The following is a 12,945-nucleotide window of genomic DNA, read 5'->3' as shown; positions in this document are numbered from 1 at the left end:
AGGGGCAGATTACCACCAGACTTCCGCCTGAACGCCCAGCGTGAACTGGTCGTTCTTGCTGTCCTGGAAGCTGTAATTGGACAGCTCGTTATCCAGCACATGCAGATAGGTGCCGTAGAAACGAATTTCCGGGCGCGAGTTCAGGATGCTGGTATCGACTTTCAGCGCGTGATACAGCGTGGTTTTATAGCCGGACTCTTTCAGGTTCTCTCCTGCCTGGGTTTTGTTGGTCTGAGTAAACCAGCCCAGTTCAACGCCGGTCTGATTGTAGCTATCCCAGATCCAGGCCGGACGCACCACCGCACGCAGGCTTTCGAAATCACTGTGTGAACCACTCTCGTAGCTGTAGACATCGTTACCGCGTGAGTAAACCAGCGCATTCGCCATAATAATCTTATCGCTCAGGTACATTTCACCCTGGGAGATAGCGCGGAACGCAGTGCCGTTGGTGTGGTCGCCATAATAGTAGCCGTTGTAGCTGACATTGGAGCTGGCACCGTTGTAATTGGCAAAGCTGCTGGCGAAGGAGTTGTTACCGGCTTGCAGGCTGAAGTCGTTAAAGCCTTTGTTGTACAGCTGCTGACGCACGATGGCGGTGGCCAGCCACGCGTCTTTCAGCGCATAGAAGCTGCTGTTATCTTCATTGCTTTCCTGCTCGTTAGTTTTATTCGCCATCGAATATTTACCCATCATGGTCAGTGTTGCGCTATCCCACAATGGCAGATCTTTATAGCGAACCTCGACGGAGTTGGTGTTCATCTGCGTCTTATTGGCGAGATCGCGCGAGTAAACATCGATATCTTCCCGGGTCAGAGACAGGTCAACCTTGCCCGGACCGGCCGCCAGGTTTTCAATACCGACACCGCCGCCTACGTCAGTACGCACGCTTTTCCAGTCGAGCATCTGGATTTCATACACCGGCAGGGTGTGTTTACCCACCCAGAAGTCCGCTTCTGGCGCAAACGGCAGGAAGCCTTTGGTGGTCAGGTAGATATCTGAGAACTGCAGCAGGTTTTCATTACCTGCGTTATCACCAAACCAGCCTGAACCGTACTGCTGGCTGACGTTACCATCCAGTTTGACGATGGCTTCGGCGGTTTTACCATTTTGGTTATACACGCGCTGTTTCAGCAGTAAGTCGAACCAGCCGCTGTGTTCATTACCAAAGCGTCCAACGGAGCCGATGGCATAAGACTGCGGCGAACCGTTGTTGCCGGAGGCCCAACCGCTGCGCAGGTAGCCGGAATAGGTGAAGCCAATATCATCTTTCACATACTGGCTGATGTCTTTCAGGGTGACAGGCTGGCTGCTTTCGCCGCTGGCAGAGGTGCTGGCAACGTCAACCGTTGAGCTTGAGCTGACTGCAACCGGGGTGGCATTTTCACCGCTGACCGGTGCCGCACGTTTCGCCATAGCGGGCCGTTCATGCTGTGCTTTATATTCGCTGAATTCAGTTTGAGTGCGCTGTAACTCTTTTTCCAGTAATTCCAGTCGCTGTTCCATCGTTAATTTAGCGGCAAGAACATGGTTTGGAAACAGTGCAGAAGTAATAAGAACGGCTATTATTTTTAAGGAGTGTGTTTTCATTTTTTTAGTTTCCCAGGTGTTGCATGATAAATAAAAGGCATGCGGAATCCCTGCCGGTCGTACCGCTAACGGGCATAAAGATGAGAGTGGGTGCAGACGCAGACAACACTCTTTAAATCAGAAAGTTATTTTTTTTCGTTTTTTTTCTTTACGCCGTTCTCCTTAAAATTTCCTGCGGCCAACTTTCCTGAAGGCAAAAAAAAACCTGAACAGCTTTTCTCGCCGCTTTATCAGCAGACGGAAAAACGTTTCAGGTTTTGCCTGTTACCGGTTATCCGGCAAACAGTAACAATCCAGGGTTGAGATTAACGAAAATCAGTGTGAAACATTTCGTAATATGAGAATTCTGTCTCAGTTACGCCTGCGGCTGCAATGACATTTTCATTCTCTGTTTATAATCTGTGATGAAACTAACACTTAGCCGTTAAGGTCACCGCTATCCTCCGGGGGGGATGGTGAACAGGACCTTTCAGGAGAGCAGTAATGAGCAACAGAGTGATCAACGAAGACCAGATCCGTGACCGCTTCTCCAAAGCGATGTCGGCGATGTATCAGACGGAAGTGCCGCAATATGGCACGCTGTTGCACCTGGTGCGCGAAGTGAATCAGCAGGCATTAGCGCAGCATCCCGGCGCACTGAATGCAGAGCAGTGGCCCCAGGAAGTCAATCGCCTGAGTGTGGAGCGCCACGGCGCGATTCGCGTGGGGACGGCGCAGGAGCTGGCCACGCTGCGTCAGCTTTTTGCCGTGATGGGGATGTCGGCGGTGGGGTATTACGATCTCTCGGTGGCCGGGGTGCCGGTCCACTCCACCGCGTTTCGCCCGGTGACGGAGGACTCGCTGCAAATCAACCCGTTCCGCGTGTTTACCTCACTGCTGCGGCTGGAGCTGATTGACGATGCGACACTGCGTCAGCAGGTGAGTGAGATCCTGGCCCGGCGCGATATCTTCACGCCCCGGCTACGCGAACTGCTGGCGCTGTGGCAGCAGCAGGGCGGCCTGGACGATGCGCAGGCTGATGAATTTGTGCAGGAGGCGCTGGAAACCTTCCGCTGGCATCATCAGGCCTCGGTCGACCTCAGCACCTATAACCAGCTGCTGGCACAGCACCGCCTGATTGCCGATGTGGCGTGCTTCCGTGGGCCGCATATCAACCACCTGACGCCGCGTACGCTGGATATCGACCGCGTGCAGCAGCTGATGCCGGAATATGGCATCACGCCAAAAGAGACCATTGAAGGCCCGCCTGCGCGGCGCTGTCCGATCCTGCTGCGGCAGACCAGCTTTAAAGCGCTGAATGAGGCGATTGATTTTACTGACCAGACGGCGGGCACGCATACTGCGCGCTTTGGGGAAATTGAGCAGCGCGGCGTGGCACTGACGCGTAAGGGGCGGGAGCTGTACGATCGTCTGCTGCGTGAAGCCTCAGCGGAAAAGCACGCGGACAACGACAGCCATCAGCGCCATTTAAGCGCGGTGTTTGCCGCCTTCCCGGATGATGCTGACCAGCTGCGTCAGCAGCAGCTGGCCTTTTACCGTTATCGTCGTCATCCGCAGCGGGATGCGGTGCCGGGCGAGGATCTGGAAAGCCAGATTGCACGGGGGGCGGTGATCGCAGAGCCGATGACTTATGAAGATTTTCTGCCCGTCAGTGCGGCGGGCATTTTCCAGTCCAATCTCGGCAATGACACGCAGCGCGTGAGCAGCGGTCATGCCAGCCAGGCGGCATTTGAGCAGGCGCTGGGGGGGAAGGTGCTTGATGAATTTGCGCTGTATCAGCAGTTACAGCAGGATTCACTCGATCGCCTGTTCCTGTAGTGGCTGACCTTCTTTTCCGGTCAGCCAGTGGCGCAGACCTCGCCCGTGGTGCAGGCAATCGGCACGGGTCGATCGGAAAAGATGATCGACCCCTGGTGTCCAGCCGACCTGACCAACGCAATTAATCAGTAAATGGCGCGCTACCGGTTAACACGCGCTCAATCACATTCAGCGCGCCTTCCTGGTTGTTACTGTCAGTATGGTATCGCGCAACCTGCTTCACGGCGGGTTGTGCGTTAGCCATCGCAAAGCCATAACCGGCGTGTGCCACCATCTCAATATCGTTACCGCTGTCACCCACGGCCACCACGTCACTGTCGGCAATCTGCCACTGACGTTGCAGCAGCGCCAGCCCGTGCGCTTTGTGGACGCCGGGAATGATCAGATCAACAAAACCAAATCCGCTGGAAACCGGCGTGACGATGCCGTCGAGCGCATGGCCGATGTGCGCCATCAATTCCGGGATTTTTTCATCGGCCAGGTTCAGTGAGAATTTAAAGATGGTGTCATTCAGCGCGCTGAAATTCTCGCGCAGTTCCAGGCGGTGATAGTGTTTGGACATCAGGGCCACCAGGGAATCAGGAGCGCTGTTGAGCATATAGGCACTGCGAGGCCCGCAGACGACGGTATGGGCGTAAGGCAGCCCTGCGAGCACCTCCAGCACCCTTGCCAGATGATCGTCACTTAACTCGCCACAGAACAATGTCTTACCACAATCGACAATATTGGCACCGTTTTCGGAGACAAACGCGATCTCATCACGTATTTCCGGGAAGAAGCTGATGAGCTGGTAATACTGGTTGCCGCTGGCGACCACAAACTTGATGTTCTGCTTTTTCAGTTGCTGGTATTGCGCCAAAAAGCGCGCTTTGTTGTAGGTTTTGTTGTCATCGAGGAAGGTGCCGTCCATATCAACAGCAATCATTTTAATCATCAGGTCCCCTGGGTAAAAAAGTGAAATATTGCCCCATCATCGGTGGAAACAGTGAATGTAAAAAGAGGCAGCTTTTGCCTGTGTGTTCCCCTTTTATGGGTGTGCCTGCCGAAATTGAGCCGTTATTGGCGTATTTATCCCCTGACTGGCGCTTTTTGTACGGTTACTGGAAGTTGTTGGCAATAAAAGTCGCCGTAAGGGGAAAAACCTACCTGGAAAAGAGGCAGTGATTTTCGACGCGCATCAGATTGTGATCGGCACGCGGCTTACATAATATGAAAGTCAGCGATTACTGATGAAGGTCGTTCAAACGAAATGAGGTCAATATGAAACAGCGGCACCGGCGTATTCTCGATCGGGTGGAAGAGAAGGGCAAGGTCAGCATTAATGAGCTGGCACAAAGCAACGGTGTCTCTGGCGTGACGATCCGCAAAGACCTGGCCGAACTGGAAAGCCTGCATTATCTTAGCCGTGCTCACGGTTATGCCGTGTCGCTTAACGATCTCTCTGAGCGCGTCAGCAGCAACTTTTCCACCAAAGAAGCGATGGCAAAGCGGGCGCTGATGCTGTTGTCAGAAGGGGACACGCTGTTTATTGAAGCAGGCAGCAGTAATGCCCATTTCGCTCGCGAGATTGGCCGCTCCGGGATGGATGTCACGGTGGTGACGCCGTGCGTGTATGTGGCTAACGAGCTGAAAAACTGCCATCAGGATGTGGTATTGATCGGCGGGGTACTGCAAAAGCGCAGCGAGTGCCTGGTCGGGCCGCTGACCCATCTGTGCATCAATAACATCAATTTCAACAAGGTGTTTATCGGTATTGATGGTTATAACCCCGATTACGGTTTTACCGGGCGTGACATTATGCGTGCTGAAAATATCCGGCTGGCGATTGAGAAGCGGGTGCAGAACTTTGTGATTGCCGAGTCGGGCAAGTTCGGCAAGTTGTTCCCCTATAACGTGGCGAAACACAGCGATATTGACACGGTGATCACCGACGCCGGATTGCTGCTGAACTTCGAAAATGCCCTGGTTCAACAGGGGGTGACGGTGCTGAAGGCCTGACACCGCTTTCATCTTTGCGCTGCTTTGTTTCGTTATTCCCCGCCTGGTGAAAGGCCACTTTCACCAATCGCAACATGCCGCCTGCCTTCGTGTCTAATATCTTGTTTTTAAACTGTTTACCGTATTTTATTATTGTTTTTTTACGCACGGAGAAGCGTGACGGCGATCATATTTCACCTGAGATATTTCACTTATCGTACTGCGAAAGCAAAAAAGGTTTCATATGAAACCTCTCAGCGTAGTCTCCCGGAGGATGTGATGGAATTCTATTTAGATACGGCAGATGTGGCGGTGGTGCAGCGCCTGGCGGCAGTGCTGCCGATAAAAGGCGTGACCACTAACCCCAGCATTGTGGCGCGCAGCAAGCGCCCGCTCAGCAGCGTGTTGCAGGAGCTGGTCGCGGTTCTGCCTGCCGACAGCACGCTGTTCGCTCAGGTGATGGCCCATGAGGCATCCGCGATGGTGGATGAGGCACTACGGCTGCGTGAAATCGTGCCGTCGCTGGTGGTGAAGGTGCCGGTGACCCATCAGGGACTGACGGCGATTAAAGCACTGACTCAGCAGAATATCCCGACGCTGGGCACGGCGGTCTACGGGGCCGGGCAGGGTTTTTACGCGGCGCTGGCAGGGGCCAGTTACATTGCTCCGTATGTTAACCGCATTGACGCGCAGGGCGGCGACGGCATTGCACTGGCCAGGGAGCTGCAAACCCTGCTGGATCTCCACTGCCCGCAGAGCAAAGTGCTGGCCGCCAGCTTCCGTACGCCGCGCCAGGTACTGGACTGTATGCTCGCCGGATGCCAGGCGATCACCGTCGATCCGGATGTGGCGGAACTGTTCCTGCTCGATCCGGCGGTGGACAGCGCCCTGCAACGCTTTGACCAGGACTGGTCATCAGCCTACGGTAGCCTGACGCTGTCATAAGTTGCCTGCTGAGCGTAAGGATGCTGACGTTATTGGGTCACGCCACAAAAACCGTAGGGGTCGATCATCTCTTCCGATCGACCCGTACTGAGGGATTGCACTTTGCTGACTGACCGAAACAAAGGGTCAGCCTCTGTGGCTCTATGCCTGTGCCAACCGAAGGCGACGGGCATTCATCCGCACCGCAAAACTGCCTGCCCCGGCCAGCGTCAGCAGCGCGACCACGCCCGGCCAGCCCGCTTTTTCCAGCATCAGGCTGCCCAGCGCCGATCCGGTTGCCATGCCAATAAACACCCCGGTAAACATCAACGCATTGAGGCGGCTGCGTGCAGCGGGTTCCAGGCTGAAGATCAGCGTCTGATGTGAAACCAGCGTGGCCTGTACACCGAAATCAAAGCCAATCGCCGAGACAACAATCAGCGCCAGCTGGGCGGGCACCGGCAGCAGCGGCAGTAAAAACAGGGCAGCAAAAGAGATCGTGGCGAGCGCGGTGCTGAACTGCGTGACCAGCGCCGGGCCGCGACGATCGGCCATCATCCCGGCCAGCGGTGCAGCCATTGCCCCTGCGGCGCCTGCCAGACCAAAGGCGCCTGCCGTCGCGCTGCCCAGACCATAACGGCTGTGCAGCATCACGGCCAGCGTTGACCAGAACGCACTGAACCCGACAGAGAGCAGCCCCTGAGCCAGCGTGGCACGGCGCAGTTCACCATGATGCCGCCACAGATGGCGCATTGAGGCCAGCAGCGCCGGATAGCCCAGCGTGGTGCTGGGGGCGATATGCGGCAGGCGACGCCAGAGCACCAGCGTAATCATCAGCACCAGCACGGCAGCCAGCACAAACATCACCCGCCAGCCAAAATACTGTGCCACCAGCCCGCTCACCACTCGGGAGAGCAGAATGCCGAGCAGCAGCCCGGTCATCACCGTGCCAACGGTTTTGCCACGCTGGGCCTCCGGCGACAGGCTGGCCGAGGCCGGAACGATATCCTGTGCCATCGTTGCGGTAATGCCAATCGCCAGGCTGGCGGCCAGCAATACCGTCATGTTGCCAGCCGCTGCGCTGAGCAGCAAAGCCAGCGTCAGCAGGACGCCTTTGATGGTAATAATGGTGCGGCGATCGTGGCGATCCCCCAGCGGTGCCAGCAGCAGAATACCGAGGGCATAACCCATTTGCGTCAGCGTCGGCACCAGACCGCTGGTGGTGACGCTGGCATGAAGCTGGCGCGATAAAATTTCCAGCATCGGCTGGCTGTAATAGATAGATGCCACGCTGAAGCCAGCGCCGCTGGCCAGCATCAGCACGGTGGGGCCGGAAAGGGGCTGCGGTGATGAAAGTGTGTGGGTCGACATGGTGAAGAACCTGTGTGTCTGTGAAGTTGTCGCTATTATTCACCGGAGCCTGGGTTGGCGGTAGTCGCCTGCCTGGTAGAACTGTTATACGATGGGCGTATGAATACTTCTCAATTTCCCGGCGTTGACCGTATAGAACTGATGCAGACCTTCGTGCGCATCGTGGAAGCAGGCAATCTGTCGGCGGCCGCTGCACGCCTGGGCACCAGTCAGCCGACCGTCAGCCGTCGCCTGCAAACCCTGGAGAAGCTGCTGGGGTTAAAGCTGGTGCAGCGCACCACCCATGTGATGAAGCTGACGGAAGATGGTGAACGCTGTTATGCCCATGCGAAAACCCTGCTGGAAAGCTGGCAGGGGATTGAGGACGACCTGCGCGGCGTCACCGAGGAGCCGCAGGGCGTGCTGCGCGTGCTGGCCCCGCACGCGTTCGGTCAGGATCAGATGATTTTACCGTTGCAGAACTATTTGCAGCGGTATCCGCAGATGACGGTGGAGTGGATGCTCAGCGATCGGCACCCGGACTTTATTGCCGAGGGCATCGACTGCGCGGTGCATGTCGGCCCGGTCACGGAGCCGTCAGTGGTCGCGCTGCTGGTGGCCGAAGTGCCGCGGATTGTGATTGGCGCTCCCTCGCTGCTGACATCGCGCACGCCGCCGCAGCATCCTCAACAGTTGCAGGATCTGCCGTGGCTGGCCCTCAGCACCTTTTACCGCCACAGCGTGGCGCTGCAGCATCAGGACAGCGGCGAAAGCCAGCGCTTTGACATCCAGCCACGATTGCTGACCGACAGCCTGTACGCGCTGCGTAATGCGGTGCTGGCGGGAATGGGCGTGGGGATCGCCTCGTCGTGGGTCGTGCAGGAGGATATTGCCCGTGGGGAACTGCTGCATCTGGCCCCGCAGTGGCAGGCCGCTGCGCTCCCGGTCTATCTGGTTTATCCGCATGCCCGTTACTATCCGGCGCGATTGCGTATGTTTCTGGCAATGATGCGTGAAGCGATGCCGGTCCTGTCGGGGACCCAGCACCCGGTGCGTTAGCATAAAAAAACGCGCTTCCGGTGAGGAAAGCGCGTTGCGTCGCGAGGTTGCGTCAGGCTGTGGGGTTACTGCAAATCAACCGTCAGTTCCGGTGCGCCAAAGCTGACCACCGTTGACTGAGAGGCTTCAAAGTACGCCCGCCAGAACGCTTCCAGCTGCTGCACAATTTTCCCGGAACGGTAGTTATTTTTCGCATCGCTGTCGATCAGGCCCGCGCCGGCAATATAGACCCGGCTACCCGCGAAGTCGGCCAGCAGGTTCTGCTTGCTGACGCGCTGCATCTCTTTTTCCGGCACCAGAAGACGGATCTGATTATTGCTGTAGAAGCTGCCGAAATCGCTGTTTTCCAGCATATCGGACACCAGCAGAATCGTTTTCGCCTGCTCAGGTTCCGCTTTCAAATCGGCACTGATGCGCTTCAGGCTGTCCATAATCTCGCTTTTAGCGATGTTATCCCCCTGGTTGGCAAACGCGGCGGCCAGCTTTTTACCGATCGTCTGGTCAAAGAAAGACTTCTGCTGATTCAGGCACCCATCCAGAGACTTCAGGCTATCCATTCCCAGGCTGTTACGTGCTTTCTGATTGGTAAAGGGCGCTTCCAGTTTGCCGTCGAAGGTGCGCTTCATGTAGTTGTCCTGCAACAGAGCAGAGAACTGATACATGATGATGTGGTCGCCGGGCTGGGTGTAGCGCAGCACCTGATGCCAGATCGACTTTTTCAGCTCGGTCGGCACTTTTACCGTCTGGTCGATGATGATCACCAGTTCGCGCCCACTGGCTGGCGGGCGTTCGCTATCCAGTTTGGCGTAGCTGTAACAGCTGGGAATATCGTTACGCTCGGCGGCATGCAGCGTAGCGCTCAGGCCCAGCAGGATCAGCGCGACAAGGCGTTTCATGCCGTTCCTCCGTTGCGTGCTTTACTCAGCAGGGCCTGGACCTGCTGGCGCTTTTGCAGTGCGGGCAGGGATAATCCCTGGTCGTCAGCAATCAGTTGCAGTTCATCAGCGCTGAACGAGGAGAGATCGCCAAGGGCATGAATACGCTGCTTCTCTGCGCTGTCATCGGTAACAGCGGCGACAGGCACAGGTGCGACAATCGGTTCAGGTGCCGGAGCAACGGGTTGTGCTGCAACGGGTGCGCTCACGATCGGTTGTGGGGTAGGTGCCGGTGCTGGCTGCTGCACTGGGGCAGGGACTGGCTGAACCACAGGTTGTGCCTGAGGCACGCTGTATTCCTGCATCTGGGCATGTTGTTCTGCATCCAGGCGGGCTTTATCGCGCACTTTGCCACTGGCGTAGTCATGGAACGTAGGCAGGGTGGTCAACGCTTCGCTCTGGCTGTTGGTGCGCTTCATCATCAGGCGATTTTGCAGTGAGGTCAGTTTCTCCTGGGCATCGCGTTCAACACGTTCACGGCGCGCGGCATGCCAGGCAGCAAACTCCTCTGACCCACTGAAATTACCAATGTATTTAGACGCAGCCTTTGACTCAATCCCGGCAAAGGAGCGGAACAGACCCACCAGGATACCAATCAGCTGCACACCCACGAAGATCACTGACAGGATGATAAAGGTCAGTTTGGAGGCAAATACGCGGTTATCGGTGATCTCTTTCGCGGCCTGACGGTCAGCGCTGGCATTGTCTTCTACCGCAGCAGCAGGCAGATCAAACGGCGAGTTGGAGGCAGCGGCTCCGGCCTGCTGGCTGAACGGTGAACCGTTGACGGCCTGGGTATCAATGGCATCGATGGTGGCGGCACGGACAAAGTAAGCCCCGACAGCAAAGAACAGGATCAGCGCCAGCGCAATGCCGGTAGCCCAGTACTGCGGCGTGATCTGCGCGTTATGGGTCACGCGGTTCAGCATTTGCAGGTAGTTCGGGTCGTTATCGTCAAGGCGCGTGGTTTCGAGTGAGATCTCGGTGTTCTTACTCAGTCCCCGTGCGGTACCGCCGTGGCGTGCTTCGTTATACCAGTAGCGGATCTTTTTCAGCAGGGTGTTTTTATGCAGTTCAGATCCCATCAGATGCGTGGCAGGCACCAGCACCACCCCGATCAGCACGGAAATCACTACCGCAGAAAACTCGGCCTGATTGGCAGAGATATTGTTGGCGATAAACGGCGACAGCACTAAGGCAAAAATAAACGCTTCCAACAGTACGAGGGCAACGCTAACGCACCAGAGAATAATGCCAGTGGGTTTGCGGCCGCGTTCGTCGACTTTGTTGAGGTAGTTCACGCAGCGCAGGTAGAAGTCTGCATCGAGGTTGGAGGTTTTATAATACTGCCAGTACTTGGCGCAGATCGCTTCCTCGGCCGGATACCACGTCAGGCCGCCAGTGCTGCGGCGGCGCGGTTCATTACTGCGTGACAGACGAGTGATATAGCCAAATAGCGGCAGGCTACTCATCAGGTTAAGGAAGAAATAACTCACCTGATCCCACCAGCGGATGAAAATGATGATCAACGCCATCAGGCCCAGTAGCGGCCAAAAAATATAACGATATAAAGAGATCGCTTCGGCAATGCTTTGCAGAAATTCCATTATCTGTTCCTGAATTTAAAGACCAACAGGGGCGTAAGCCGCCTGGTATGGACTGTTGTGATCGCTGTAGTAGAGTTGTCCCTGCTGCGTTTTTTTCGCATCTTTCTGTACCAGAAGGTCGATACAGGAGAGCGCCTGCTGTTTTTCATTTTGCAGGTAAACGCGATACAGAATGCTGTCTTCCCCTTCCCATGCGTTCGCCACGGCGGCAAGCGGAGCATCGGCTTTACGGTTATGTTTGGCCTGGTAGTCGCGGGTGATGTAGACCTTTGGATTTTCCGTGACCGTGGCGTTATCACTCAGTACCCGCACCGGGGAGAGTGTCACCAGGTGACCGTTAACCAACCCGGCCCACGCACGGCCGTTCATGCCTGGCAGGTATTTTTTCGTCTCAGAGGTTTCCACGGCCTTGCCGCTGGCCAGATTTTTCGCCTGTCCGCTGACACGTGCGTTATCGCTGTAACAGCTTTTCATCACGCCACCGGCATGGGCTTCAGAAATCAGACTGAAACCGCTGCTGCGGGGCTTGAGGCTGGCGGCCAGAGACGCGGTGCTGCTGCTGACCGGCTGCCCGCCAAAATCGACAATGGCTGCCGGGCCAGAGGTGCGTGTGGGTGGCGTGCTGGCTTTGGGCGCTTCCACGCTGGCTGTTTCGGTCGTCGTTGCCGGGCGGGGCGCGCTGGTTTTGCGGGTGACTGCAGGCGAGGCTTTCTTGCTGCTGCTACGTGCAGTGACCGATTTCGGGTTTTCGTTGCTGGTGTCGTAACGCAGATAGGCGAGGTTGCTGCCTTCCTGTTCCAGGCGCTGTTTGAGCAGCGCTTCGCTGGCTAAAGCAGCCAGTTCCACACGGCGGTTGGCGGCGCGGCCTTCGTTGGTGGCGTTATCGGCCACCGGGCGTGACGAACCTGCGCCCTGGAAATAGAGATTCTTGCCGCTCAGACCGGCCTGCTCCAGCACCCGCCCAACGTTCTGGGCACGCTGTTCTGACAGGTGCTGGTTCAGCTGTGGATTGCCAGTGGCATCGGTATGCCCCACCACCAGAATCACACCACCCTGATCGCCTTCCTTCATTGCAGCCGCCAGTTTCCGCACCTGGCGCAGGCCGTCAGAGGAGAGCTGAGCGCTGTTGGTGTCAAACATCCCTTTATCCTGCACCTGGGCCACCAGCCCAACGGCTTGTTTACTGCTTTTCGCCTGGGCTTCCAGCGTACGGGTCTGAATCGCGATATTTTCTTCAGCGGCGATCTTCGCCAGCGCTTTTTCGCGGTTCTGCCAGATATTCCCGGCAGCACAGCCAGCCACGCCACCAATTAATCCGCCGACTACGGCTTTTTTTGCATCGCCGGTGAGCAGATAGGTTAATCCACCTCCCAGTGCCGCACCGCCGACGCAGCCAATGGCGGTGCCGTAATCCTCGCCTGCCTGATGCATAGAAGCACAGCTTGAGGTGAGTGTCACCACCGCCGCCACCAGACTGATCTTCCTTAATGGATACTCTTTCATTTCACCCCTTTCTCCTGCCCTGAGAATAAATAGTGTCCGTTTTTTATCGCGGAATACGCTCTTAAAGCCGTAGTGGCTTTTATGTGCAGATCTCTACGGAAAATACAAAAATTTGTCTTTAGTTAGAACGTTACTTTCCTGTTACGTATTGGAGGAAAAGATATGCCTGCATCCTGTGAATTTAA

General features: G+C 56.3%; 10 protein-coding genes. 4 read left to right on the top strand and 6 right to left on the bottom strand.

All coding sequences use genetic code 11. The features are described 5' to 3' along the window. Nucleotides 1-9: 9 nt before the first annotated feature. Nucleotides 10-1,587: a carbohydrate porin gene (locus tag ACFL9S_RS09045; RefSeq protein ID WP_405261517.1), complete on the bottom strand. Its 1,578-nt coding sequence runs from the start codon at nt 1,585-1,587 to the stop codon at nt 10-12. Nucleotides 1,588-2,070: 483 nt separating this feature from the next. Between ACFL9S_RS09045 and ACFL9S_RS09040 the strand changes: the two genes are divergently transcribed. Next, nucleotides 2,071-3,405, top strand: coding sequence for a VOC family protein (locus ACFL9S_RS09040; protein ID WP_405261515.1), 1,335 nt, complete (start codon nt 2,071-2,073; stop codon nt 3,403-3,405). 121 nt (nt 3,406-3,526) lie between these two features. Here ACFL9S_RS09040 and ACFL9S_RS09035 read toward each other — a convergent pair whose 3' ends face one another. Next, nucleotides 3,527-4,339, bottom strand: a complete 813-nt coding sequence (locus tag ACFL9S_RS09035) for a Cof-type HAD-IIB family hydrolase (RefSeq protein WP_405261514.1) — start codon at nt 4,337-4,339, stop codon at nt 3,527-3,529. Between the two features lie 326 nt (nt 4,340-4,665). On the opposite strand from ACFL9S_RS09035, the gene ACFL9S_RS09030 reads away from it, so the two are divergent. After that, nucleotides 4,666-5,403, top strand: a complete 738-nt coding sequence (locus ACFL9S_RS09030; RefSeq protein WP_405261513.1) for a DeoR family transcriptional regulator — start codon at nt 4,666-4,668, stop codon at nt 5,401-5,403. A gap of 258 nt (nt 5,404-5,661) precedes the next feature. Beyond that, complete coding sequence (gene fsa / locus ACFL9S_RS09025; protein ID WP_405261512.1) at nt 5,662-6,327, top strand: fructose-6-phosphate aldolase; 666 nt, start codon at nt 5,662-5,664, stop codon at nt 6,325-6,327. Nucleotides 6,328-6,468: 141 nt separating this feature from the next. Here the strand turns inward: fsa and ACFL9S_RS09020 are convergent, their stop codons facing one another. Beyond that, the gene (locus ACFL9S_RS09020) at nt 6,469-7,677 is read right to left on the bottom strand and encodes an MFS transporter (protein WP_405261511.1); all 1,209 of its coding nucleotides are present in this window, start codon (nt 7,675-7,677) and stop codon (nt 6,469-6,471) included. Between the two features lie 99 nt (nt 7,678-7,776). On the opposite strand from ACFL9S_RS09020, the gene ACFL9S_RS09015 reads away from it, so the two are divergent. Then, entirely contained in the window at nt 7,777-8,715 is a 939-nt protein-coding gene (locus tag ACFL9S_RS09015; RefSeq protein ID WP_405261510.1) for a LysR family transcriptional regulator, read from the top strand. Nucleotides 8,716-8,780: 65 nt separating this feature from the next. On the opposite strand, the gene ACFL9S_RS09010 is transcribed toward ACFL9S_RS09015, so the two are convergent. The 3 genes from ACFL9S_RS09010 to ACFL9S_RS09000 are packed head-to-tail and all read right to left on the bottom strand — an operon-like array spanning nt 8,781 to nt 12,760. Next, nucleotides 8,781-9,611 carry a hypothetical protein gene (locus ACFL9S_RS09010; RefSeq protein ID WP_405261509.1) on the bottom strand — a complete coding sequence of 277 codons (831 nt, stop codon included), beginning with the start codon at nt 9,609-9,611 and terminating at the stop codon, nt 8,781-8,783. Further along, on the bottom strand, nt 9,608-11,257 hold the full coding sequence (locus tag ACFL9S_RS09005; protein WP_405261508.1) for a hypothetical protein: 1,650 nt from the start codon (nt 11,255-11,257) through the stop codon (nt 9,608-9,610). The genes ACFL9S_RS09010 and ACFL9S_RS09005 overlap by 4 nt, the downstream gene beginning before the upstream one ends. 15 nt (nt 11,258-11,272) lie before the next feature. After that, on the bottom strand, nt 11,273-12,760 hold the full coding sequence (locus ACFL9S_RS09000) for an OmpA family protein (protein WP_405261507.1): 1,488 nt from the start codon (nt 12,758-12,760) through the stop codon (nt 11,273-11,275). Nucleotides 12,761-12,945: the final 185 nt, after the last annotated feature.

Origin of the sequence: Erwinia sp. AnSW2-5, assembly GCF_045107195.1 — a bacterium.
Classification (GTDB): domain Bacteria; phylum Pseudomonadota; class Gammaproteobacteria; order Enterobacterales; family Enterobacteriaceae; genus Erwinia.
The sequence above is the reverse complement of the archived record's forward strand: the minus strand, read 5'-3'. Positions and strand labels throughout refer to the sequence as shown.